General features: G+C 62.2%; 17 protein-coding genes. 14 read left to right on the top strand and 3 right to left on the bottom strand.

Annotation, left to right across the window (positions count from 1 at the left end; translation table 11 throughout):
- Nucleotides 1-3 precede the first annotated feature (3 nt).
- On the top strand, nucleotides 4-1,413 hold the full coding sequence (locus OH764_RS06340; RefSeq protein ID WP_498848426.1) for an FAD-binding oxidoreductase: 1,410 nt from the start codon (nucleotides 4-6) through the stop codon (nucleotides 1,411-1,413).
- A gap of 48 nt (nucleotides 1,414-1,461) precedes the next feature.
- Here OH764_RS06340 and OH764_RS06345 read toward each other — a convergent pair whose 3' ends face one another.
- Nucleotides 1,462-3,903 carry a DUF3772 domain-containing protein gene (locus tag OH764_RS06345; RefSeq protein ID WP_498848427.1) on the bottom strand — a complete coding sequence of 814 codons (2,442 nt, stop codon included), beginning with the start codon at nucleotides 3,901-3,903 and terminating at the stop codon, nucleotides 1,462-1,464.
- Nucleotides 3,904-3,953: 50 nt separating this feature from the next.
- The gene (locus OH764_RS06350; RefSeq protein ID WP_498848428.1) at nucleotides 3,954-4,709 is read right to left on the bottom strand and encodes a TetR/AcrR family transcriptional regulator; all 756 of its coding nucleotides are present in this window, start codon (nucleotides 4,707-4,709) and stop codon (nucleotides 3,954-3,956) included.
- Nucleotides 4,710-5,152: 443 nt separating this feature from the next.
- Here OH764_RS06350 and OH764_RS06355 point away from each other — a divergent pair, with 443 nt between their 5' ends.
- From OH764_RS06355 to OH764_RS06380, 6 genes are all read left to right on the top strand, one after another.
- Nucleotides 5,153-6,331, top strand: a complete 1,179-nt coding sequence (locus OH764_RS06355) for an efflux RND transporter periplasmic adaptor subunit (protein ID WP_498848429.1) — start codon at nucleotides 5,153-5,155, stop codon at nucleotides 6,329-6,331.
- Entirely contained in the window at nucleotides 6,328-9,501 is a 3,174-nt protein-coding gene (locus OH764_RS06360; RefSeq protein WP_498848430.1) for an efflux RND transporter permease subunit, read from the top strand. Before OH764_RS06355 ends, OH764_RS06360 begins: the two co-directional genes overlap by 4 nt.
- Before the next feature lie 2 nt (nucleotides 9,502-9,503).
- Complete coding sequence (locus OH764_RS06365; RefSeq protein WP_498848431.1) at nucleotides 9,504-10,967, top strand: outer membrane factor lipoprotein domain-containing protein; 1,464 nt, start codon at nucleotides 9,504-9,506, stop codon at nucleotides 10,965-10,967.
- A gap of 181 nt (nucleotides 10,968-11,148) precedes the next feature.
- Nucleotides 11,149-12,468, top strand: a complete 1,320-nt coding sequence (locus OH764_RS06370) for a paraquat-inducible protein A (RefSeq protein ID WP_498848432.1) — start codon at nucleotides 11,149-11,151, stop codon at nucleotides 12,466-12,468.
- 84 nt (nucleotides 12,469-12,552) lie between these two features.
- Nucleotides 12,553-14,148: a PqiB family protein gene (locus tag OH764_RS06375; RefSeq protein ID WP_498848433.1), complete on the top strand. Its 1,596-nt coding sequence runs from the start codon at nucleotides 12,553-12,555 to the stop codon at nucleotides 14,146-14,148.
- Complete coding sequence (locus OH764_RS06380; RefSeq protein ID WP_498848434.1) at nucleotides 14,145-14,882, top strand: PqiC family protein; 738 nt, start codon at nucleotides 14,145-14,147, stop codon at nucleotides 14,880-14,882. The genes OH764_RS06375 and OH764_RS06380 overlap by 4 nt, the downstream gene beginning before the upstream one ends.
- 60 nt (nucleotides 14,883-14,942) lie before the next feature.
- Here the strand turns inward: OH764_RS06380 and OH764_RS06385 are convergent, their stop codons facing one another.
- Nucleotides 14,943-15,698: a TetR/AcrR family transcriptional regulator gene (locus OH764_RS06385; protein WP_498848435.1), complete on the bottom strand. Its 756-nt coding sequence runs from the start codon at nucleotides 15,696-15,698 to the stop codon at nucleotides 14,943-14,945.
- A gap of 438 nt (nucleotides 15,699-16,136) precedes the next feature.
- Between OH764_RS06385 and OH764_RS06390 the strand changes: the two genes are divergently transcribed.
- From OH764_RS06390 to OH764_RS06420, 7 genes are all read left to right on the top strand, one after another.
- A complete protein-coding gene (locus OH764_RS06390; RefSeq protein ID WP_498848436.1) occupies nucleotides 16,137-17,207 on the top strand; it encodes a VOC family protein in 1,071 nt (356 codons plus the stop codon).
- A 35-nt stretch (nucleotides 17,208-17,242) separates the two neighbouring features.
- Complete coding sequence (locus OH764_RS06395) at nucleotides 17,243-18,199, top strand: fumarylacetoacetate hydrolase family protein (protein WP_498848437.1); 957 nt, start codon at nucleotides 17,243-17,245, stop codon at nucleotides 18,197-18,199.
- Nucleotides 18,196-20,163 carry an acyl-CoA synthetase gene (locus tag OH764_RS06400; protein ID WP_498848438.1) on the top strand — a complete coding sequence of 656 codons (1,968 nt, stop codon included), beginning with the start codon at nucleotides 18,196-18,198 and terminating at the stop codon, nucleotides 20,161-20,163. The genes OH764_RS06395 and OH764_RS06400 overlap by 4 nt, the downstream gene beginning before the upstream one ends.
- 191 nt (nucleotides 20,164-20,354) lie before the next feature.
- Nucleotides 20,355-21,092 carry an OmpW/AlkL family protein gene (locus tag OH764_RS06405; protein ID WP_498848439.1) on the top strand — a complete coding sequence of 246 codons (738 nt, stop codon included), beginning with the start codon at nucleotides 20,355-20,357 and terminating at the stop codon, nucleotides 21,090-21,092.
- A gap of 51 nt (nucleotides 21,093-21,143) precedes the next feature.
- Nucleotides 21,144-24,122 carry a molybdopterin-dependent oxidoreductase family protein gene (locus OH764_RS06410; protein WP_498848440.1) on the top strand — a complete coding sequence of 993 codons (2,979 nt, stop codon included), beginning with the start codon at nucleotides 21,144-21,146 and terminating at the stop codon, nucleotides 24,120-24,122.
- A gap of 10 nt (nucleotides 24,123-24,132) precedes the next feature.
- A complete protein-coding gene (locus tag OH764_RS06415; protein ID WP_498848441.1) occupies nucleotides 24,133-24,996 on the top strand; it encodes a 4Fe-4S dicluster domain-containing protein in 864 nt (287 codons plus the stop codon).
- A gap of 205 nt (nucleotides 24,997-25,201) precedes the next feature.
- Nucleotides 25,202-25,867 carry a TetR/AcrR family transcriptional regulator gene (locus OH764_RS06420; RefSeq protein ID WP_498848442.1) on the top strand — a complete coding sequence of 222 codons (666 nt, stop codon included), beginning with the start codon at nucleotides 25,202-25,204 and terminating at the stop codon, nucleotides 25,865-25,867.
- Nucleotides 25,868-25,887 lie beyond the last annotated feature (20 nt).

The following is a 25,887-nucleotide window of genomic DNA, read 5'->3' on the forward strand; positions in this document are numbered from 1 at the left end:
AACATGCATGCACAGCATCCGGACGCACTCCAACTCTCACTTGTCGAAACACTGGGCGCGGATTGCGTGTCGCTTGATGCGTCCGTTGCCGACGCCCACGCCGGCGATTGGAGCGACGCGCCGCGTGTCCGGCCACGAATGACCTTGTTCCCACGCACGCCCGCCGACGTTGCACGCGCATTGCGCGTGCTGGCGAAGCACCGACAGCCTGTCGTCGTACAGGGCGGACTGACTGGACTGGCGGGCGGTGCGACGCCGCAGGCGGGTGAAGTCGCGTTGTCGCTTGCGCGCGTCAATGCGATCGAATCGTTCGACAGGATTGGCGGAACGCTGACGGTGCAAGCCGGTGTGCCGCTCGAACAGTTGCAGACGTTCGTCGAAGCGGAAGGCTGGTTCTTTCCACTCGATCTCGGTGCCCGCGGCACATGTCAGATCGGCGGCAACGCGGCGACGAACGCCGGCGGTAATCGCGTGATCCGGTTCGGTACGATGCGGGATCGGATTCTCGGACTGGAAGTTGCGTTGCCCGACGGCACGGTGCTGTCGATGATGAATCGGGTGACGAAGAACACCACAGGTATCGATCTGAAGCAGCTTTTTATCGGTTCCGAAGGCTCGCTCGGCGTGATCACGCGGCTCGTGCTCAAGCTGGAGCCGAAGCCTTCAGCGGCGAATACGGCGTTGTGCGCGGTTGCGTCGTTCGAAGACGCGACGCGGCTGCTCAAGTACCTGCGCGCGCGGCTCGCAAGTCTCTCTTCGTTCGAAGTGATGTGGCAGGACTTCATGAGCGCGGCGATGGACATCGCTCATTTGAAAGCACCGTTCGGCGAGTGGTATCCCGTGTATGTGCTGGTGGAAACGCTGGGCGAATCCTACGATGACGACAGGCTCGCGCTTGAACAGTCGCTCGAACGGATGCTGGAAGAAGGCATTGTTCAGGACGTGATCATTGCGCAAACCATCGAGCACGCAAAGCAGTTGTGGGCATACCGCGAGACGGTCGGCGAATTGCTGTCGAAGCTCAAGCCTCATGCGGCGTTCGACATCGGAATACCGATGGACAGGATGGAGCGCTTTGTCGACGGTGCACGCTCGTCTTTGAGCGAACGCTTCCCGCAGCAGACGCATTTGTTCTTTGGCCATCTCGGCGATGGAAACCTGCATCTGCTTTCCGGCCCGTATGCGGACGCTTCAAATTTGCTGGAAGTGGAAGAGCTGATCTATGCGGCCGTTAGTGAGGCCGAAGGCTGTATTTCTGCCGAACATGGCATTGGAGTGATTAAAGAGCCGTTCCTGCGTTGCAGCCGCTCGGAACCGGAAATCGAACTGATGAACAAACTCAAGGCGCTGCTCGACCCCACGGGAATGCTCAACGCGGGCCGTGTCTTCAAGCAACGCGCAGCGCGCACATAAAGCCATGAGACAGGGCTATTCCACGGTTCTTTTTTTAGTCGATTGCTGTCACGCGATCAGTTCGCTATTTCTCGTTCCTTGAACCACCACGGTTCTTGGGTTCGACAGCGAGATGTTGGCCGCGCGTAGCCTTTTCAGTATGGCGAACAGCAGTTCACTTCTCGTTTCTCCAGCGATCCGAGGACTCCTGACATATCCTGTGACCGTCATCGTAATGCCGTCGGGTGTCAGATGACTGAACATGACGGATGGCAGAGGGTGTTCGAGAACCGCCGGATGATCCAGGTAAGCATCGACAAGGATATCGCGGACCCGCTCGGGGTCGACATCCAGCGCGAATGTTAGAACAAGAGTGACGACGCCTTGCGTGGTGTTTCCCATCGTCACGTTGCGCACGTTCTGCGATATGAGCTGCGAATTTGGAACGATCACCGTTGATCTGTCTGAGAGCTGGATCTCGGTGGCACGCACGCTGATGCGCCGTATGTCGCCCTCGATGCCCGCGATACTGATCATGTCGCCTACCTTGACGGGCCGCTCGGCGAGCAATATGAGCCCCGAGATGAAGTTCTTCACGATCTCCTGAAGGCCAAAACCGATTCCCACGGATAACGCGCTGACAATCCAGGCCAGGTTGTGCCATCTCACTCCAAGCACGGACAAAGTCTGCAACGCAACCAGGGCGTAGCCGACGTTTGCGAACAGCGTGAGCAGTGAAGCGCGCATGCCCGGACTCATCTCTGTCTTGGGCAGCAACTCCTTGTCGAACCATTTGCGCACCGAGCGGACCAGGTATAGCCCGATGCCGCACGTCGGTATGGCGCTCAGGATCTGAGCGGGGACGATATTGAGCGCGCGCAGCCTGTCGCCGCCCAGCATGTCGAGAATGCTGTCGAAGAGTTCGGCGGGGGTCGTTCCGAGGCCACCGGTGAGCAATGCGACCACCGCAGCGACGATCAGTGCGCTTCGGCAAATGCCGGAAAGCACCGTGCCGATCTGTTCGAGATGGAAGTCTTTAAGCGCAAACAGATGTCTGATCGTTTTGCCGCTTGCATGCGCGGGAGACAACGCGCTTTCACATACGTCGTGCGTGAGCGTGACAAGAAAAAAGAGACTGCACAGAACAATGTCGAACCATACGAGCTCGTAGGTGACGAAGCGAGCGACGGAAACGTACCCGCACAGCAACGCAACAAAAGCGCCCACGACGCTCACGCAGACGGCAGCGTGAATCAGGCCGGTAAGCGTCGACCGCGCTTCGGGGGAATGGCCCGCAGCGGCAAGCGCGGTGCGTACCCGGTTGACCCGCAGCAGCGACGCACCAATGGTCAACACGACGATCAACGCCACCAGACCGCGAGTGAAAATCGTAAGTTGCAGGCTCGTATCGACAGCCCGGTTGATCTGCTCGATCGTCCCTGAAAATAGCAGCAGCGCCGCCAACATCCGTGGGAAAGGGCTGAGCGCGCGCGCAACCGGATCGGCGATGGCCGGCAGCCGCCAGGAAGGATGTCGTGTACAAAGGAAGGCCCTGCCCAGAGCGGCGACCAGCACACAATTGACGACATGTTTGACGAGACCGTCGACGAAGGTCTGAAGGGCAGGCGAAAGGGGCTGCTGACTGGCAACCGCCAGGCTGACGAAGTGAACGGCGCAAATCGCGGTGGCCAACGTCGCGAGCACGGTCGATACCGCGAAAGCACTGCGCCGCAGCCGTCCTTCCGGAAGACGCCTCAGGCAGAGCGAGCCCAACGTTCTTTCAAGAATGCGCGTCCCGATTGTCGTGCAGGCCAGCGCCATCAGCAGAAGAATCGCCGTGGCGATCCTCCGTTCCGGTTGCCACATCGATTGCATCTGTTTTTCGATCTGCTCGCCGAATGCCCGCAGATGTTGATAGTCCGCCGCTTCAGGGTGCAGGACAGGCGTCCAGAACGGAATGCTCAGAATGCTTCCCGTGCGAAGCGCCAATTGGTCCTTCAAATGTTCGTGCAGCAGTCGCCCAATCTGCGCATTCACGTTGAGAAGGTTGTCTTTGATCGCTTGCGCCTGTTTGACTTCTGCATCGAGCCGCGCTTGCTGCGCCGTCAGTGCGTCGCGTTGCCTCGCCACCGCAGGGGTTTCCGAACCGGTGTCCGCCGCGGGCATCGCACCCAGCACGTCGAGCTGCGCATGTGTTCTCGCGAGATCGGGCTGCAGAGAGCCGGTTATCAACTTGTCCACATCTTCGGCTACACGTCGGCTCAGTGCGTCCAGTTCGAGTAGCTGGGCGTCGCTGGTTGCCGCAGATGCACGCTGCCTGATCAGATCTTCCCTGTTTTGAAGGGCATTGAGTGCGTGGGAGGCGTCCGGTGCGGGAGCGATGACGGGCAGAGCATAGGTGAATTCTCCGGTCCCGGGAGGCGGCGCGTTGGCCGGGCGGGCCGTGCCAGGAAGAATGCCGAACAGCGCAAGAACGCTCAGACGGACGACGACCACAATGAAATTTCGCATGACGTACATGCGCGGAGCGCGTAGAGAGTAAGACACGGCCTGGCGGTTCCTCAAAAACATTGCTGGCTTTGGAGCGGCGCCGGCAGCGGACGCCGGGCAATCTTCTCCGCCTCCGCGCGTTTCAGGCCGAACGCCTGCAGGACGATGGCCGCCGTGTTCTCTGCGAGCTTCTCCTGTTTCGATGGAAGCGTTTTGCGCATACGAACTACATGTTTCGACGACGCGGAGGAATTGAGTTCGACGGCCACTCCTGCGAGCACCGTGCCGATGACGGAAATCACGCACATCAGCTCGTCGGCCACCACGAAGCGTTGCTCGGAAATGCCCCGCTCCGTATCGCGCAGCAGACGCTGACCGAGCCCTCGGCTGAGCGTGCGCATCGACAGGCCTTCGCGTATCAGCAGTTCTCCCCAGACCGGCTCACGGCAAGCGCGCAAAAGCGTATGACGAACCGACACCGCGATCACCTCGGCGGGGTCCGACAAGCCGCTTGCGAGTCGATCCAGCGTATTGGCGAATTCCTCGAACAGCCATTCGACCAGCGCGGTGAAGATGCCTTCCTTCGATTCGAAGTGGTTGTAGAAGGAGCCGAATCCCACATCGGCTGCGTCCGTGATCTCGCTGATCGTCACACCATCCATTCCTTTTTTCGCGATCAGTCCGAACGCGGCGTTGAGCAGACGGGCGCGGGTTTCGCTCTTGCGCCGGGCGAGACGCGGCGAATCTCCGGCGAGCGGCTCGCGCGCCGGAATCAGGGCCATGACTGCTTGTCGGCGGCTCGCGCGCGGGTTGGAGCCATCAGACATTGTTGCCTCCTCGGTCATTGACTGTTCCGATTTTAGATTCAAACGTCATGGTTGACAACGTTATCAGTTATGGGTCTAATCTCATCCGTGCGGCTGACATGCGGAAACGTGGGCTAGCAGGACTGAACGGGCAGGGTGGATAGAGCGGCAACGTCTGAGGCGTTGACGGACACCAGGCCGGAATCCGCAGATACCGTGCAGAGCGGCGCGTGCGCAAATGCAATCGCGCGGCTCCGTCAATGCTGATCTGCAACACGCAGGTGTTGCGTGCCAGGTTCGGTGGCCGGCCAGAAGCCGGTGCCATCGTTTGCCGCGGCGCTCGAGAGGATCAGTAGCGCATCAGAGGGCTTTCCTGTTTTCGCGCCAATGGCAACGCGTGCTTCCGGGCACGGCGGCTTTCATCAGCGCGGACGACTTTTCTACCTGGACTCACCACCTGTCTTGTGAACATCGTGAAACATTCCGTTCCTGTCGCGCTGAAGCGGGCGCGTTCGTTGTTACCTTCCATCATCCGGTCGACGCATCGGGCGCCCGTCATCCTCATGGCGTGCAGCGCAATCCTTCTTTCCGCATGTCATCAACGCGAGGTCGTGGCGCCCGCGGCCAAGCCGGTCGTTGCACGTGTGGTTCGCCCCGACGGACGCATCCCGGGCGAGTCGCTGCCCGCGCAGGTAGAGGCGCGCTATTCCACGACGCTTTCGTTTCGCGTCGGCGGCAAGATCACTGAGCGGCGAGTGCGTATCGGCGATACCGTCAAGGCGGGACAGACGGTGGCGCTGCTCGACCCAACCGATCTGCAGAACAACCTTGTCAGCGCGCGAGCGCAGCTCGACGCCGCAGAACATCGCCTCGTGTTTGCCAAACAGCAGCTCGACCGCGACGAGGCACAGGCGCACGCGAACCTGATTGCGCCCGCACAGCTCGAACAGACCCAGGACGCCTACGCGACCGCGCTGGCGCAGCGCAATTCCTCGCTGGCGCAGATGGCGCTCGCCTCCGATCACCTGCGCTATGCAACGCTTGCCGCGGATCACGACGGCGTGGTGACTTCCGAAGATGCCAACACCGGGCAGAACGTTCAGGCCACGCAGGCCGTGTATCATATCGACTGGACGGGTGACGTGGATATCGTCTGCGATGCCCCGGAGCGCGTGGTGAACTCGCTGAAGGCCGGCAGCAAGGCGCGTGTGACGCTGCCCGCGTTGCCGGGCAAGTCGTTCGAGGCGAGCGTGCGCGAAGTGTCGGCCGCCGCCGATCAGGAAAGCCGCACCTGGCGGGTCAAGCTGACGCTCGCGGCAGCGAGCCCGGAAGTGCGCCTTGGCATGACGGCCAACGTCGCGTTCGATTCGGTTCAGGGCAACGCAGCCGGACAGACCTTCACGCTGCCGGTGACTGCGCTTTTCCATCGTGGCGAGAATCCCGCGGTGTGGGTCGTGCGTAGCGCAAGCGACACGCTCGAGTTGCGCCCGGTCACGATCCAGCGATACGACGAACGTACGGTATCGATCGGTTCGGGCCTGCACGACGGCGACCGCGTGATCCTGCAAGGCGTGCACGCCGTGAGTTCGGGACAGCATGTGCAAGTCGTGCCGCCGCTGCATCCGGAGGACTTCCCGTCATGAACGCGCGCGACCATGAGAACGGGCCGGACATGCCGCCCGTGAATGCTTCCGACAAAGGGACCGCTGACGCAGGCGGTTTCAATCTCTCCTCCTGGGCACTGCGTCACCAGCAGCTCGTGATCTTCCTGATCGGACTGGCGACGCTCTTCGGCGTGATCGGCTATACGCGCCTCGCGCAATCGGAAGATCCGCCATTCACGTTTCGCACGATGGTCATTCAGACCTACTGGCCGGGCGCGACCGCGCGCGAAGTGCAGGAGCAGATCACGGATCGTATCGGCCGCCAGTTGCAGGCGGCGCCGTATGTCGACAACATCAAGAGCTACTCGCGCCCCGGCGAGTCGATGATTTTCTTCGCGATGAAGGACTCGGCGCCCGTCAAGGAAGTACCCCAGACCTGGTACCAGGTTCGCAAGAAGGTGGGCGATATCCGGGCAACGCTGCCGAAGGGAACGGTCGGGCCATTCTTTAACGACGAGTTCGGCGACGTCTATACCAACATCTACGCGCTCGAGGGCGACGGCTTCACGCCCGCGCAGCTGCACGACTACGCCGACAAGCTGCGCACGGTGCTGCTACGCGTGCCCGGCGTGGCGAAGGTCGACTACTTCGGCGATCCCGACCAGCACATCTTCGTCGAGGTCTCGAATGCGCAGCTGACGCGGCTTTCGATCACGCCGCAGCAGCTGGCTCAGGCCATCGACGCGCAGAATTCCGTCGCGCCCGTCGGCACGGTCACCACGGCTGACGACCGCGTGTTCGTGCGGCCCAGCGGCGCAATCAAGGACGAGCAGGCGTTAGCGGACGTGCTGATCACGATCAACAAGCGCACGTTCCGGCTCGGCGACATCGCCATCATCAGGCGCGGCTATGACGATCCGCCCGTGACGCAGATGCGCGTCGGCGGTCAGGCAGTGCTCGGTATTGGCGTGACGATGCAAAAGGGCGGCGACGTCATCGACCTCGGCAAGGCGCTCGACGCAAAGGCGTCCGAACTGCAGGCCACGCTGCCCGCGGGTTTGAAGCTCGCACCCGTTTCGAGCATGCCGCATGCGGTCAAGCACTCGGTCGACGAGTTCGTGCGCTCGGTGGGCGAGGCAGTGGCGATCGTGCTCGTCGTGAGCCTCGTTTCGCTTGGCTTGCGAACGGGCATGGTGGTCGTGATCACCATTCCGATCGTGCTCGCGGTGACGGCGCTGTGCATGCATCTGTTCGGGATCGGGCTCGACAAGGTGTCGCTCGGCACGCTCGTGCTCGCGCTCGGCCTGCTCGTCGACGACGCGATCATCGCGGTCGAAATGATGGCGGTGAAGCTGGAGCAGGGCTGGAGCCGCATGCGCGCCGCGGCGTTTGCCTACACCAGCACCGCATTCCCTATGCTGACCGGCACGCTCGTGACCGTCTGCGGTTTCCTGCCGATCGCGCTCGCGAAATCGAGCACGGGCGAGTACACGCGCTCGATCTTCGAAGTGTCGGCAATCGCGCTCGTCGTTTCGTGGTTCGCGGCCGTCGTACTGGTGCCGCTCCTGGGTTTTCATATGCTGCCTGAGCGCAAGGGCCATGCCGGTAGCGTTCATGGGCACGAGCACGATGTCTACAACACGGGCTTCTATAAGCGTCTGGCAGGCTGGGTGACGTGGTGCATCGAGCGGCGCTGGGTCGTGCTCGGTGTGACCGTCGTGCTGTTCGCGATCGCAATGGGCGCATTCACGCGCGTGCCGCAGCAGTTTTTCCCGAACTCCGAACGGCCTGAACTGCTCGTGGACCTGAGGTTGCCCGAAGGTGCTTCGTTCGAGGCAACGCTGCGTGAGGCGAAGCGCCTCGAAAAAGTGCTCGACGGCAAGGCGGAGATCCAGCATTTCGTCGACTTCGTCGGCACGGGCGCGCCGCGCTTCTATCTGCCGCTCGACCAGCAGCTTCAGCAGCCGAACTTCGCGCAATTCGTGATTACGGCGAGGGACGTCGAGACCCGTGAGGAGCTGATGCACTGGCTCGACGCGAAACTCGAGAAAGACTTCTCCGGCGTTCGTACCCGTGTTGCACGACTCGAGAACGGGCCGCCAGTGGGTTTCCCGATCAAGTTCCGCGTGAGCGGCGACGACATCGCGACGGTGCGCTCGCTCGCCGAGACGGTCGCTGAGAAGGTCCGTGGCGACTCGCGCACGCGCAACGTCCAGTTCGACTGGGACGAACCGGCCGAACGCTCCATCTCGTTCGAGATCGACCAGAACAGGGCGCGCCAGTTGGGTGTGAGTTCGGAAGACGTATCGAGCTTTCTCGCCATGACGCTGTCGGGATATACGGTCACGCAGTATCGCGAGCGCGACAAGCTGATCAACGTGGACCTGCGCGCGCCGAAGAGCGAACGCGTCGATCCGGCAAAGCTCACGAGCCTCGCGATTCCGACACCGAATGGCCCAGTGCCGCTCGGCTCGCTGGGACATGTACGCGATACGCTCGAGTACGGCGTGATCTGGGAACGCGACCGGCAGCCGACCATTACGGTGCAGGCCGATGTGCGCGGCGACGCACAGGGCATCGACGTCACGCGCGACATCGACCGCGCACTCACCTCTGTGCGCGCCACACTGCCTGTCGGCTATCGGATCGACGTGGGCGGTGCGGTCGAAGAAAGCGTGAAGGGGCAGACGTCGATCAATGCGGAAATGCCGCTGATGATCATTGCGGTGCTCACGCTGTTGATGATTCAGCTCAAGAACTTTGCGCGGACGTTCATCGTGGTGCTGACGGCGCCGCTGGGTCTGATCGGTGTGGTGACGGCGCTGCTGCTGTTCGGCAAGCCATTCGGATTCGTCGCGCTGCTCGGTGTAATCGCGATGTTCGGCATCATCATGCGCAACTCGGTGATCCTGGTCGATCAGATCGATCAGGACATCGCGGCGGGGCATGCGCGCTTCGACGCCATCATCGGCGCAACGGTGCGGCGCTTCAGGCCGATCATGCTGACGGCGGCCGCCGCCGTGCTCGCGCTGATTCCGCTGCTTCGCTCGGGCTTCTTCGGGCCCATGGCAACCGCGCTGATGGGCGGCATCACGATCGCCACGGTGCTGACTGTGTTCTTCCTGCCGGCGCTGTATGCGACGTGCTTCAGGGTCCGCCATGACGAGCGCGGCACGCAAGCGGTCGTCGCCGAGCATACGGAGGTTTGATCATGAGCTTCAATTACAAGACATCCGTGCTGGCGGTGGCTGCGGCACTCGCTGTGAGCGCGTGCTCGTTCGGACCGGGCGGCGAGCCGCCGGCCATGCCTTCGCCCGAGCATTACGGCGCGCAGACGCAGCCTTCGAAGACAGTGGCGGCGGAGGGCGTTACACAGACTTTCGATGTAGGCGCGACCTCGGCGGCACAATGGTGGCGCCTCTATCGCTCCGATGCGCTCGACGCTCTCGTCGACGAGGGCTTGCGCAACAGTCCCACGCTCGCGGCGGCACAGCGCACGCTCGCGTCGGCGCAACAGCAACTGCGGGCGCAGATCGGCGCGACAACGCTTCCGTCGATCGACGGTGTCGCACAGATCGAGCGCGCCCGGTCACCGGTCGTGCCCGGACTTGGTCCCGAGCAGGTGCAATACAACTTCTTTGCAGGTCAGCTTGCGGCGCACTACACGTTCGACCTGTTCGGTCAGACCCGTTACATGAACTCGGCGAGCGCGGCCCGAGTGAACGTGCAGGCGTATGAGCTCGAAGCGTCGCGGCGTGCGCTGGCCGCGAACATCGTGGGTGCTTCGATCAGTGTCGCGGCGCTCGACCGGCAGATCGCGCTCACCGAACGGCTCGTTGCCGTATCCAACGACACGGCGAACGACGACCAGCAGCGCTATGCGTTCGGCTCGGTCTCGCGTGCGCAGGCGCTTGGGTCGAAACAGGATGCGGCGTCGGTCGCGGCGACTTTGCCGGCGCTGCGTCAGCAGCGCGCGTCTGCGATTCATGCACTCGCTGTGCTGCTCGGCCGCACGCCCGACAACCCGCCGAGCGTGCCGGCACTCGACACCCTGTCGCTGCCCGAGCACGTGCCCGTCGCTGTCCCTTCGGACCTGCTGCGTGCACGCCCTGACATTCAGGCCGCCGACGCCGCCGTCAAGGCTGCAGCCGCCGATGTCGGCTCTGCAACGGCACAGATGTTCCCGAGCCTGTCGCTGACCGCCTCGATGGGCCGCGGCGGCTTTAGCTGGCCGGCGCTGCTCTCGGGCGCGGGCGGGCTATGGGCTATCGGCGCCAGCCTGTCGCAGCCGATCTTCCACGGCGGCGCGCTCGTTGCACAGCGCCGCGCGTCGATCGATGCGTACGACGCCTCAGTGCTGCACTACAAGGCGACGGTGCTTTCCGCGTTCCAGGACGTGGCGAATTCGCTTGCCGCACTCGATAACGATGCGCAGACGCTGGCGTCTAACGAAGTAGCCGCTCAGGCCGCGCGCGCAGCATTCGACGACACCGCCTCGCGCCATCGCATGGGCTCGCTGCCTGTCACGGCGCAGTACGCGAGCGAAGCGCGCTATCTGAACGCGCAGATGGGCGCGGTGCGGGCGGCCAGCCAGCGCATGAGCGACACGGCGGCGCTTTTCCAGGCGATGGGCGAATTGCCAGCGAACCAGCAGACGGCAGCGTCAGGGCAATAACGGAATGTTCCCGCGAGTCGACCCGGGCGGAGCCGCAAGTTCGGCGCTGCTATGAAGCCGCGGGTTCCGACTCGATCGAACGATATCTGCTGCACAACGCCTGCATCTGAGACCTGCGGCGCGAAACACGCGCTGCGGGCCTTCCGCCTGTCCATCTCCACGGATTTCCACTTCATCCCATATGGAATACCAGAGACTCATTGCCTGCCACGAATGCGACATGCTGTTTCGCAAGCCTTCACACGTCCGGGGGCGTGTCGCGACCTGTTCCCGCTGCGGTGCAAGTCTGACGGCGCTGCAAGCCGCCGGTGCGGCGCTCGACAGGGTATGCGCGTTGACGCTCGCGGCGTTGATCATGTTTTGCATCGCGCAGGTGTTCCCCGTGATCGGACTGCGCGCAAACGGCATGACATCCGAGGCAACACTGTGGGGCGCCGTGCGCTCGCTCTGGACGGGCAACATGGGCGTCGTCGCGATCATCGTGTTCTGTTCGGCCATCCTTTTTCCGCTGATCGAACTGTTTGCGTTGCTGTATCTGCTGGTGCCGCTTCGCTTCGGCAAGCGGCCACCGCATTTCGATACGACGTTACGCGTAGTGCAACTCGTGCGGCCTTGGGGCATGGTCGAAGTGTTCATGCTCGGCGTGCTGGTGACGATCGTGAAGATGGTCAGCATGGCCGAGGTGATCGCCGGCCCCGGAGTATTCGCACTGGCGGCGCTGACGGTCATGCTGGGCATTCTTGCCGCCTTCGATCCCCGCGGACTTTGGGCAATTGGAGACAAATCGAAGTCTGCTCGCGTGACGAGGCTTCGCTGGTCGTCGGCGAGCGGCAAACGTGTTTGCTTCGCCAGGCCCGAGCGGGCAGTCAAACGCGATTCTTCGGCTGCCGTCAGCGCGCGGCGCGCGGGACTCGTCGGCTGCCACGCCTGCGGTCTCGTTCAGACGGGTCACCAAGCCGAGGTGACCGCGCGTTGCTCGCGATGCGCGAGCGTACTGCATCAGCGCCGCCCGGACAGTCTCACGCGAACCGTGAGTCTGCTGCTCGCCGCTGCAATTGCTTACATTCCGGCGAACCTGCTGCCGATCATGCACGCGTCTTCGCTGGGTCGCTCCGAGGACGACACGATCCTCGGTGGCGTTGCGTACTTCTGGACATCTGGAGACTGGCCGCTCGCGGTCGTGGTCTTTGTCGCGAGCGTTCTCGTGCCCGTGCTCAAGCTCCTGGTTCTGACGCTTCTGGCGCTCGCCGCTCGTCGAGGGTCGCGCTGGCGCGCCCGCGAAAGAGCCAGTCTGTACCGGATAGTCGAACGCATTGGCCGATGGTCGATGCTCGACGTGTTTGTTGTCGCGCTGACGGTCGCGCTAGTGCATTTCGGCTCGTTCGCCGTCGTCACTGCGGGTCCCGCCGCGCTCGCTTTCGCGGCGGTCGTGGTGCTCACCATGCTCGCGTCGCATCAGTTCGATCCGCGGCTCATCTGGGACCACGAGGATGCAACGTAGTGCTTGAACCGCTCAACCCATGATGTAGCCGCCGCTGCGACGCTGATCACCAAAAACCGCCAATCCTGAAAGAGTTCTCAAACGATGCATCTTTCCAACCTGTCAAACCCTGAACTCAAGCCGCGCAAACGTTGGCTGCCGTCGCTCATCTGGCTAGTGCCGCTCATTTCAGCGTTGATCGGCGTTGCGCTGGTGGCGCGATCCATCGTGGACAAAGGACCCGTGGTGAGCGTGACCTTCAGTAGCGCCGACGGCATGGAAGCGGGCAAAACAAAGGTCAAGTACAAGGACGTCGAGATCGGCTCGGTACAAACCATCACGCTGTCGAAGGATCTGCGCCGCGTCATCGTGAATATCCAGTTGAGCAAGGACGCGGAGAAATTCGCGACCGAGGGTACGCGCTTCTGGGTCGTGCGCCCGCGCGTCGGCGCAAGCGGCGTCTCCGGATTGGGCACGTTGCTTTCGGGTGCGTATATCGGCGTGGATATCGGCCGTTCCGCCCAGAAGCAAACCGCATTTTCCGGCCTCGAAAATCCGCCCATCGTCACGACAGGGCAGCTTGGCCACCAGTACACGCTGCGCGGCGAGTCGCTGGGCTCGGTGGATATCGGCGCGCCGGTTTTTTACCACCGTATCCAGGTCGGTCAGGTGGTTGGCTTCTCGCTCGATCCGCACGGAGCGGGCGTGGTGGTCAACGTATTCGTCAATGCGCCGTTCGACCGGTATGTCGCCACCAATACACGTTGGTGGCATGCAAGCGGGGTCGATCTACGACTCGATTCAAACGGGCTCAAGCTGAACACGCAATCGCTCGCGACGGTCGTCGTGGGCGGGCTCGCGTTCCAGTCGCCGCCAGGACAGGAGGCCGGACAACCGGCAGCCGACAAGGCGGTGTTCCGGCTGGCCGCGGACGAATCGGACGCGATGCGCGAGGCCGACGGCCCGCCGCTGAATGTCGTGATGCGATTCAATCAGTCTCTTCGCGGGTTGTCCGTCGGCGCGCCGGTCGACCTTCGCGGCATATCGCTGGGGCAGGTGACGGACATCGGCATCGAGTACAACGAAGGCCAGAAGAGCTTCAGTATGAAGGTGTCCATGGCGCTTTATCCCGACCGGCTCAGCCGCCGCTCCAGCGAGGCGCTGCCGGCGCCGGACACGCCCGGCGGCCACGAGTTGTTGCAGCATCTCGTGATGGAAGGTCTGCGCGGGCAGCTGAGAACCGGAAACCTTCTGACCGGACAGCTTTATGTCGCACTCGACATGTTCCCGAAAGCGTCGCGCGCGAGCGTGGATGTGCACCGCAATCCGATTGAATTGCCCACCGTGCCCAATACGCTGGATGAACTACAGGTGCAAGTCGCGGACATCGCAAGAAAACTGAACCAGGTGCCGTTCGACCAGATCGGCGCCAATCTGAACGGCGCGCTCGCGAACGCCAACAGGCTGTTCGGGCATATGGACACGGAGATCGTCCCGCAAGCCCGTGACACGCTCGCGGCCGCGCAAAAAACCTTCAGCACCGCTGAATCGACGCTCCGGCAGACCGCGCCCATGCAGTCGGACATTCAGAACGCGATGCAGGAGCTCACGCGTACGCTGCAATCGCTCAACGCACTCGCGGATTACCTTGAGCGGCATCCGCAGGCGCTGCTGGTGGGCAAGAAAGGAGATAAGCCATGACACTGAAATACCCACGCCCGTTGCGCACCACGGCGTGTATCGCTGCCGCCGTTGGACTCGCCGCTTTAGCCGGATGCGCGTCGCCGCCTACGCACTTCTATACGCTGGTTGCCGACGCGCAGCCGACGATTGCGAACAGCACGTCGAGTCCGGCCTTCGGGATAGATATGCGTCCGGTCAAGGTGCCGCCCGCCGTCGCCAGAAGTCAGCTTGTCGTGCAGGTCGACGCGGCGCAGGTGAAGGTGCTGGAGGATGACCGGTGGGCGTCCCCGCTTCCCGACGAGATCCGCTACGCGCTTCTGGCCGGCGTGAATCAGCAGGCCGGCGGCGCGCCGAGTGGGGAGAGCGTCGCGCACGACGCGGATATTCCGACCTACCAGATCGCTGCAGACGTTCAGCGTTTCGAATCGTGGCCTGGATCGCGTGTACTGATCGACGTCGTATGGAACGTTCACAGGCTCGCCGGTAGCCAGACATTGACCTGTCGCAGCGTGGTGAGCGAGCCGGTGCAAGACGGCTATCAGGCCATGGTGAATGGTCATCGGCGCGCGATACGGACCATCGCTACACAGATCGCGCAGGCCGTGCGCGCGTTCTCCAGCACATCGACGGAGGCGGGCCTTCGACCTGCGGCGACATCTGTCAAAACGGAGAAGGCGGCACTGGCATGTCCCCGATTGTCCGATAGCGCTGCAACGATCGCCGACCGATCGGTCCCGCGCGGCGAGAATTAAAGCAGCTCCGCGAGCCGCGTATCGCGCTCTATGGGCGTGGTGCGAGCGGCATCGGGGGTGTCACTGCTCCTCGGCGGCCTCGTCCACGACGGGCAGCGGACGCGCCGCAATCTTTTCTGCCTCCGCGCGCTTCAGACCCAGCGTTTGCAGCAGCACGGCCGCCGTGCGCTCGGGGAAATGCTCGCCGCTAAAGCCGAGTTCTGCGAGCACTGCCGGTGCGGTTGCGCCAGGTGCGGCAAAGTTCAGATCGGCTGCAATCACTGAGAGGACCGTGCCTCCCACTGCCAGAAACGCGACAAACGGATCTGCGACGATGAAACGCTTCGCAGCGATGCCGTTTCCAATGTCGCGCAGCAGTCGCTGGCCTAGCCCGCGGCTGACGACGCGAGCAGAGAACCCTTCGCGAATCAGGAAACGTCCCCAAACCGGGTCGCGCCTGGCGCGCAGCACCGTATGGCGCACCGAGACCGAGACCACTTCGGCAGGATCGGAAATGCCGGCCGCGAGACGATCGAGCATGTCCGCAAATTCCTCGAACACGTTGTCGATCAGCGTCGCGTAGATCGCCTCTTTCGACTCGAAGTGGTTGTAAAACGAGCCGAAGCCGACGTCTGCCGCCTCGGTGATCTCATTGATCGCCACGCCCTCCATGCCTTTTTCGGCCATCAATCTGAGCGCCGCGTCCAGCAGCCGCGCGCGTGTCTCACGTTTGCGGCGCGCGCCGCGCGGCTCGCGTTCTTCGACGGCGGGAGCCGGCGAGACGGGCGCCTTACGCGCCGGACGCGGCGCTGTCCGGCGATTTGTCGTGTTTGTCATGTTCAATCCTGATCTGGTTATGTCCACAGTATAGATTCGAACGTCTACGTTGACAAAACAATCAGCGATGAGTTTAATGTCATCAACGGCGCAACGGCCGGTCTAACGAAAACAGATGGAGTGACTGTGGAGACAGCAACCCGAAAGGGTGTCGCGCCGACCGGCCGGCACTACCTCATTCTTCCGCGCATGGCGGCGGCGTCATGCGTCGTTCATGCCGTGGCGGCGAAATGCTCGCCAGCGGAGACAGCGATTGCCCGGCAACCCGTGAGCCGTCGCGTGACAGGCCTGTCCCGCTGCTGTCCAGGCACCCCTCTAGTTCACGGTTCCGTCGGCAACCTCGGTGGGCGCCGACATCTTCTACCGTCTGCGCGCGCTGCCGGTTCGCCGGCTTTCGAAACCGCATCGGTCACTACGATCGCCTGATCACATCCCGCCATGAAAATCACTACCGCACAGCCTGCTCGTCACGCCAACCCGACCGCAAAAGCAACGGCATTGAGTTATCTGATGTTCGATCGGCCTGATCTGGAGCAGGCAGAACGATTTCTCAACGACTTCGGGCTCCTGACCGTATCGCGGGACGAAGCGCTCCTGCTTCTTCGCGGTACCGGGGCTTCGCATTTCTGCTATGCCGTGCGCAAGGCGCAGAAAGCCCGCTTTGCCGGTTTCGGTCTGCAGGTCGGCAGCATGGCCGAACTCGATGCACTGGCCAACCTGCCGGGCGCGTCCCAAGTGCAAGCGTCTGCGCTCCTGGGCGGCGGCTATGTCGTTCAGCTAACCGATCCGTCGGGTTTCCGAGTCGATGCGATATGGGGCCAGTCGCCGGCAGAGGCCTTGCCCCATCGGCAGCCGTTGCCTTTCAATTCCTTCGATGCGGCAGTCCGCATCAACGATACACAGCGGCCGCCCCAACAGCCGCCGGAGGTCATCCGGCTCGGGCATGTCGTGCTCGAACTCGCCGACTATCAGGAAACCTGTGCGTGGTACACGCGGCACTTCGGCTTCATTCCGAGCGACGTACAGGTGCTTCCCGACGGTTCGCCGGCAGTTGCATTCCTGCGGCTGGATCTCGGTGACGAGCCGGCCGACCATCACACGCTCGCGCTCGCACAGGGCTTCGTGGCGACCTACAGCCATAGTGCTTACGAAGTCGTGGACGCCGACGCGGTCGGTATGGGCCAACGCGTTCTGCGCGACAAAGGCTGGACGCACGCGTGGGGCATCGGCCGCCATATTCTCGGCAGCCAGATATTCGACTACTGGCAGGACCCATGGGGCGACAAGCATGAACACTACTGCGACGGCGATCTGTTCACGTCCGCCGCGCTAACGGGCATTCATGCCGTGAGCCGCGAGGCGATGGCTCAGTGGGGGCCCACGATGCCACGCAGTTTCACGAGGCCTCGATTCACTCCCGCGAGCATTGCCACATTGATTTCGAATTTGCGACGCTGCCCAGATCTCACGCTGAGCAAGCTGAGGACGCTGGCCAGAATTTTCGCGTGACACCACACCTTTTCTTTGAATCCGGAGATCGACCTATGCCAGTTCACGTTCTGCATTACCTGCATGAGGGCCGCGCACATTGGGGCGTCGTGGCCGATGGCGCTATTACGCCCATCCCCGGCGAGTTCAAGTCGACCGCGGAGTTCATCGAGGCCAATCCTGTCGAGCAGTTGCTGTACCTCGACGGCCAGAAGATCGCCGAGTCGGACGTGCAGTGGCTCTCGCCAGTCACGGCGGATCAGCAGTTCATCTGCCAGGGCGCCAATTACCGCCAGCATATGATCGAGTCCGGATTGGACCCTGATGTGAAGAAATTCAACATGATCTTCACGAAGGCGTCTAGCTGTATCGTTGCCGCCGATTCCCGGTTGGTAAAGCCCAAGGAGGTGCAGTTTCTCGACTACGAGATCGAACTGGGCCTTGTTCTCAAGCGCAACGTCAAATCGCGCCAAACGGTTACCGAGGAGAATCTCCACGACTTCGTCGCGGGCATCGTCATCGTCAACGACTATTCGGCGCGAGACATCCAGATTCCGCAAATGCAGTTCTACAAGGGCAAGAGCTACCGCACGTTCGGCCCAGTCGGTCCATACCTCTGTCTGCTTCAACAGCACGACATTCCCAAGCTGAAGGAGCTGAAGCTGACGTTGACTGTCAACGGCGCGGTTCGCCAGAGCGATTCGACGGCGGGTCTCGTCTACGGTCCGGCGGAGACTTTGACTGAACTGTCCGGAGTGCATGACCTGTACGCAGGCGACCTGCTCGCGACGGGGACGCCGTCCGGCTGCGCGCTCATCGTTCCATCGCCCGAGAAGCAGCGCGCCGCGGCGCAACTTCCGGAAGCGGAAAAGTGGCGCATGTTCCTCAAGATGCAGTCCGAGCGGCCGCAGTATTTGAGCATCGGAGATGTGGTGGAAGCGCGTATCGCCAGTCCCGACGGTTCGATCGACCTTGGGGTACAGCGTAACCTGGTCATCGCAGAGGCAGCATGAAAGGCGTCGCCAACCTACAGGACGTTCTTGCTATCGAAGCGCAAGGACAACCGGCCGATCTGCCGTCGAACACCTACGAGATGATCTGCCGGGGCGCCGCGATCGATCCATCTGCACCGGCGCTCTCGTATTTCGCAACTGCCGACGATTACGCGAACGCGAAACACTGGACGTACAGCGAACTCGTGCGCGATATCACGCGCACGGCGAACATGCTGTCGCGCCTCGGAGTACAGCGCGGCAGCGTCGTCGCCTATGTGCTGCCCAATTTGCCCGAGACGCATTGTGTGATCTGGGGCGGCGAGGCGGTGGGGATCGTCTGTGCGATCAACCCGATGCTCGAAGGCGAGGCGATCGGTCAATTGCTGAAGGCGTCGGGCGCTGCCGTGCTTGTCACGCTGGCACCGTTCCCAGGCACTGACTTCTGGCAGAAGGTGAAGCCGGTTCTGCATAAGGTGCCTTCGCTCAGGCATGTCGTGCTGGTCGATCTCGCCGGCGAAGCGCGCAGCGACCGGGCGGCTCCGGCCCAGACGGTTCGAGCCGGCGAATGCTCGCCGCAGCACGAACCTGTCGGCGAGAGTCGCGCCGTGGCCTCGCAGATTGCGTTCCACGATTTCGCGACGGCAGTTGCGCGCGAGTCGGGCGAGGCGCTTTGCACCGCGCAGCAGATGAACCCGGACGACGTGTCTTCCTATTTCTGCACGGGCGGCACGACCGGGCTGCCCAAGATCGCGATGCGCCGACACGGCAACGAAGTGGCCAACGCGTGGAGCGCCGGCCGGTTCCTTGGGCAGAGCGTCGGACCCGGGAAGACGATTTTCTGCGGACTGCCGCTCTTTCACGTCAACGCCGTGACGGTGACGGGGCTGCTTGCGTTTTCGCGCGGCGCGCATGTCGTGCTCGGCACGGCACAGGGCTATCGGGGCGAAGGCGTCGTCAAGCGTTTCTGGGAAATCGTCGAGCACTACCGGATCAACTTTTTCAGCGGCGTCCCGACCCTCTATGGTTCATTGATGGATGTTCCAGTCGAGGGCCGGGATATCGGTTCACTCGAATACGCACTATGCGGCGCCGCGCCCATGCCGGTTGAGTTGCTCCGCGCATTCCAGGCCCGCACGGGAATAAGAATTCTCGAAGGTTACGGTCTCACGGAAGGCAGTTGCGTCAGCAGCGTCAACCCGCCGCTTGGCAAGCGCCGTGCCGGCTCGATCGGTCTGCGTCTGCCTGGTCAGGCGATGAAAGCAGTGGTGGTCGACGAAGCCGGAAGCTACGTTCGGGACTGCGCTGCAAATGAAGTCGGACAGTTGCTGATCTCGGGCCCGAATGTATTCGTCGGTTACGCGAGAGCAGAGCAGAACAGCGGCATCTGGATGGATACGGGCGACGGCGGCCGCTGGCTTAACACGGGCGACCTCGGCCGTTGTGACGCCGACGGGTACTTCTGGCTCACCGGCCGCAAAAAAGAGCTGATTATCCGGGGCGGACACAACATCGATCCCGCGGCAATTGAAGAACCGCTGCATCGTCATCCGGCGGTACGTCTCGCCGCGGCGGTGGGCCGCCCGGATACACACGCAGGGGAGCTGCCCGTCGCTTATGTCGAAACGAAGCGGGGCATGAGCGCGACAGAGGCGGAATTATTCGACTTCTTGCGTGGCGAGATTCAAGAGCGCGCCGCGCTGCCGAAGGCGATCCGCATCGTCGACTCCATGCCGCTGACGGCTGTCGGCAAGATTTTCAAGCCCGCGCTCAAACGGCGCGAGACGGTAGACGCAGTTGATTGCGCTCTTGCGGCGGTCGGCATCGAAGGCGCCAGCGTTAGCGTCGTTGAAGACGCAACAAGGGGTCTTGCGCTGCGCGTTGAACTTCCCGATCTCGCGCAGGAGGCTTTGGCGGCCTCGGCACTCGCACGCTTTCCGTTCGCCATTTCGTTTTCTTGTGTGCGCCAGCAGCAGGAGCGGTGAAGTCACCGTAGCAGGGACGCGACGATAGGACGTCGACGCACGCAAAGACGTTTGCGCGCATTGACTTTTTATCGCATGAGTACGATTTAATTAATTTAGTACGACTATTAAAAATGAAAAAGATGCCTCACTAGTGGCATGGACAAGCCCCAATTCATAACAGTTGCGGCAACTGGAGACAGGAGAAAACAATGACGAAGCAGAGGAGAACCGGCATTGCCGGAGCGGTGGCGTGCGTCTGCGGGATCGCGCTGACTGATGCGGCCCACGCGCAGAGTGCAGGCAGCATGACGCTGTCGCTCGGATGGTTGCATGTGGCGCCACAGGGTCACGCAACGCCGCTCACGGTCGAGAGCGTTGGCGGGCAGCCAGTGAATCAGACGCTCACGGGCACAGGGGCGCACGCATCGACGTCGGATACGGTGGGGATCACAACCGAATACTACGTGACGGATAGCATCGGCGTTGCGGCGCTTCTGGGTTTTCCAGTGAAGGTCGACCTGATTGGGGAGGGGACGCTGGCGAAGTACGGCAATCTCGGCACGACGAAGCCCATGCCGCCGGCGATCGAACTTCGCTATCACCTGTTTTCGGCCGGCTCGGCGTTCCGGCCATTCATAGGGCTCGGCGTGAACTATACGTGGTTCACACAGGTACGGGCTACTAACAAAGCGTTCGTCGAAGGAAGCTTTGGGCCCGGCGGATCGGCGCACGCAACGCTCAGTTCGTCGTGGAATCCGGTATTCGAGCTAGGCGCAAGTTACGCGCTCACAAAGCACTGGTCCGTTGGAAGCAACGTCAACTATATGCCGGTCAAGACCAACCTGACCTTGCACGGGCAGACCGCCCTGGGAACCCAGGTCGTGTCGAAATCCACGCTCAGGCTGGATCCCGTGAGCGTTTTCGTGAACGTGGCGTACACGTTCTAGCGCAGGTCCGCCCGCTGCGCTTCCAACACAAAGCTCACATAGGATCGAATGATGAAACGACAGGTCCTCAAGACCATTCTTTTTGCGCTGCCCAAAGTTCTCGAACTGACGGCACGCCGCTTTCCGGCTTATCGACGTCGGCTGAAAGAGCACGACCTGGTCGCCTCGATCGGACTGATGGACGAAAGCATGGGGCGCGCAATCCAGATAAAGAACGGGCGAGTCCGTTCTCTTGCTGACACGCGCCGAAAGCCGGACGTACGCATCGCATTCAAGGATGTCGCCACCGCGCTCAAATTCCTCTCTCCACGTCCCGATCAGGCCGAGATCGTGCATGCGGCGAAGAATTTCAAGGTCGTGACGGAAGGCGACGACGAGCTACTGGTCTGGCTCATGCAAACACTGAGCATGATGCAAACCGTCGGCCTGCCGATGGGTACGCCGATGCGCGATGGCACGCGGCGCTATGCGACTTGCACGAACGGCGGGCCGTTGTTCGTCTATGTAAAGGATGGCCGCATCGTCCGGGTCACGCCGATAGACCTGGATCGCTCCGATGCAGCAAGCTGGGAGATCGAGGCGCGCGGACGCCGTTTCAGCCCGCCGCGGCGAGGCATGGTCGCGCCGCACGCATTGGCGATCAAGTCACTCGTCTACTCGGACAAGCGCATTCTTCACCCGATGAAGCGGGTCGACTTCGACCCTGATGGCGAACGCAATCCGCAAAACCGCGGCACGTCCGGCTATGTGCCGATCAGTTGGGACGAGGCTCTCGACATCGTCTCGCGGGAGATCAACCGGCAAAAGCGCGTTCATGGCCCCGGTTCGATCACGTTTCCCATGTCTTCCCATCACCAATGGGGCAATGTCGGCTACTACCTGAGCGCGCTGACCCGGTTTGCGAACCTTATCGGGTTCACCCGCGTGGCCGCGAATCCGGACAGTTGGGAGGGATGGTACTGGGGGGCGATGCATCACTTCGGCAACTCGATGCGGGTCGGCGTGCCGTCCGGCTACGGCGGCGTCGAAGATTGCCTGAAGGAAGCGGAGATGATCGTGTTCTGGTCTTGCGATCCGGAGAGCACCAATGGCGCATATGCCGGGTTCGAAGGAACAGCGAGGCGTCTGTGGGCGAAGGAGCTTGGTATCGAGTTCGTGCACATCGATCCGCACTGCAATCCGACTGCCCAGCTGTTCGGCGGACGGTGGATTCCCGTGCGGCCGCAAACCGATGCGGCGCTGGCCACTGCCATCATGCACGTATGGGTCGTTGAAGGTTTATATGACGAAGACTACGTTGCCACGCGCACGACCGGCTTCGACGAGTGGCGTGCCTATCTGCTCGGCGAATCCGATGGTGTGCCGAAGACGCCTGAATGGCAGGAGCCGGAAACCGGCGTTCCTGCAAAAGATGTCCGCGCGCTCGCGCGGCGCTGGGGGAACAGGAAGGTCTATCTCGCCGTCGGCATGACAGGAGCGGGATTTGGCGGTGCCGCACGCGGCGCCACGGGCGCGCAATGGGCGCGCTGCATGGTCATGATGATGGCGATGCAAGGCTGGGGCAAGCCGGGCGTCAATTTCGGCTGCCTGGAGATCGGGGTCCCGCACGATCTGCAGTTCTACTTTCCTGGCTATGCGGACGGCGGCATGTCCGGCGACCTGGCCTGGACCGCGAACGCGGTGAACAACTACCAGCGCATGCCGCATATTCTCACCATGAATCCGGTCAAGCAGATGGTGCCGCGCCAACAACTGCCCGACGCGATTATCAACGGCCGTGCGACCGGATATCTATGGGACGGCATTTCTCAGGAAGCGCAATTTGCGCCGTTCAGCTACCCGATGCCCGGTTACTCGCCCATCCACATGATCTACCGATATGGCGGCTCTGCCTTCAGCACGGTGACCCGATCCGGACGCTGGGCCGAGGCTTACCGCCACCCGAGCATCGAGTTCGTCGTGAACCAGTCGATCTGGATGGAAGGCGAGGCGCAGTTCGCCGACATCATCCTGCCCGCGTGCACGTCGCTCGAGCGGTGGGACATCGGCGAATGGTCGAATTCCGGCGGCTACGCACATCATGGTTTCAACACGGTCAATCATCGCATCATGACCATGCAGCACAAATGCATCGAGCCACTGGGCGAGTCGCGCTCCGACTACGACATCTTCACTGCAATCTTGACCCGGCTCGGCCTCGGCGGCGTGTTCACCGAGGGATGCAGCGAACTCGACTGGGTCAAGCGCGTGTTCGAATCGTCGGATTTACCCGATCACATCTCGTGGCGAGATTTCTGCCGCAAAGGCTATTTCGTCGTGCCGCCCGAGAAAGCGGAATTGTGCCAGCCGCCGGATATGCGCTGGTTCGCGCAGGGCCGTCGCAAGGACTTGCAAGAACCTCATCCGCTGCCGTCGCAGCATGCCGAAAAATTCGGCATGGGGCTGCAAACGCCGAGCGGGAAGTTCGAGTTCATTCCCGAACTGCTCAAGCGACATACAGCGGACAACCCTGAGCGGCCGCCGCTGAACCGCTATATCCCGTCGTGGGAAGGGCTGCGCTCGGACCTCGCTCACCGATACCCATTGCAACTGATCGCCACGCACAGCCGTTACAGCTTTCATACGCATTGTGACGGCAAAAATTCGTCCATCAACAGTGTCGAGGATCATCGCGCGCTCATCGGCGGGCACCGTTTTTGGCTCCTCAGGTTGAGCGCGGCGGATGCGGCGATGCGATGCATCGGTCATCGCGAGCTCGTCAAGGTCTACAACGACCGCGGTGCTGTGATCTGCGCAGCCGACGTTTCGCCGCTGGTCACCGCAGGGGTCGTCAAGTCATATGAGGCGAGCGCTGAGTTTCAATTGATCGAGATCGACGGCGAGCGCGTCGAAATTGGTGGCTGCATGAATATGCTGACACCCGACCGGCCCCAAACGGCAGGAACGAGCAGCATGAGCCCGAATTCATGCCTCGTACAGGTCGAGAAATGGCGAGGCGCCGAAGCGTTTCTGCTCGCCCGCGCAGCGTAAGGAGCACAGCGTGAAAAAATGGAATCTGATTGTCAAGGTCGGACGTTGCGAGAACTGCCAGAACTGCGTCATCGCTGCGCGCGACGAGCACGTCGGCAACGACTTCCCCGGTTACGCCGCGCCCGCCGTGGCCGACGCCGGGAGCCCCATCCGGATCTTGCGCCGTGTGCAGGGCCGCTCGCACATGGTCGACACGACGTACCTGCCCGTGATGTGCAATCACTGCGACGACGCGCCATGCGTGCGAGCGGGTGACGGCGCCGTTCGCAAACGCGCCGACGGCATCGTCATCATCGATCCTGAGAAGGCGCGCGGGCGGAAGGATATCGTGAAGTCCTGCCCTTACAAGGCGATCGTGTGGAACGAGGAACTGCAACTGCCGCAGACGTGGATCTTCGACGCCCACCTGCTCGACGGGGGTTGGCAACGTCCCAGATGTGAACAGTCATGCCCGACCGGCGTGTTCGAAACGGTCAAGCTGGACGACGCAAAGATGGCGGAAAAGGCGAGGCAAGAAGGGCTGAAGGTTTTGCAACCGCGCCTCGGCACAAAACCTCGCGTGTGGTACAGCGGCCTTGAGCGCTGGGAAAGCTGCTTTATCGGCGGAAGCGTGAGTGCCGAGGTGAAAGGCATCGTCGAGTGTGTTGCCGATGCCGTGGTCGTGCTGTACGCGCGTGGCGAGAAGATTGCCGAAACGGTGTCGGACGCGTTCGGCGATTTCCGGTTCCTGGGCCTCGCAAAGGACAGCGGCCTCTACCGGGTGCAGATAGTTCACGCGCTCGGCAAGGCGTCGCGCGAGTGCGAACTGGGCGAAAGCGTTTACCTCGGCGACGTCAACGTCGCGCAGCCGGCGACCGCAGCCGAGCCCGCGTAACGTCAGGATGAACGTCCTTGCCGGGACGGTTCGTTATTTCCATTCCTGCTTTTTTAATTGACAATATAATCAGTTATGATCTATACATACAGAAATGGCCGGTGCGCCGCTCGGTGCACCGGTAGAGCTGTCGAACAACCCGCCATCTGACGTGCTCGCTGAGGCTCGGCGAGTCCAGACGGCAACGTCACCGGTGAGCTACGCGATGAAGCACGAACGCCTGACGCACGCGCGGAGGAAACAGCAGACGCGAGAGCGTCTGTTCGAGGCTGCGCGGAGCGTTTTCCTTGAAAAGGGTTTGGCCGCGACGAGCGTAGAGGACATCGTCAAGGCGGCGGGTTATACGCGCGGCGCCTTCTACTCCAACTTCCACTGCAAACAGGAACTACTCCTGGAACTGCTCCGTCGCGATGCCGACGAGGCAAGTGCGGGTCTGCAGTCCATCGTCGCGGATCGGGGCAGGGCAGACGATATGGGTTCGCGCGCGACCGCGTATTACAGCCGCTGCTTTCTCCAAAGCGATTCCTTTCCGCTTTGGCTGGAGGCGCATCTCATTGCACGCCGCGACAGCGCATTCCGGGAGCGCGTGAATGCGCTCCGCCACGAACAACTGGGAGAAGTCAGCGCCTATTTGCGTGCGAATGTCATGCATGGCGGCTGCGAGTTGCCTTTGTCGCAGGACGCCGTCGCGATGACGCTGATGAGTCTGTGCAATGGCTTGCACTTCTTGAAGATATGCACACCGCAAGCAGTCAGCGACGAGGCGATTCAATCCTTGGTCGGCAAGCTTATTTCAAATGCGCTGCGGCAACTGTCGCCGGAAAAACGCCAAGACTTGAAGTGCAGCAGCGTAACAGCGCCGTGCGTCTGAGCTAATGAGTCGGCCCTGAA

Source organism: Burkholderia sp. M6-3 (assembly GCF_050858985.1).
GTDB lineage: Bacteria > Pseudomonadota > Gammaproteobacteria > Burkholderiales > Burkholderiaceae > Paraburkholderia > Paraburkholderia caledonica.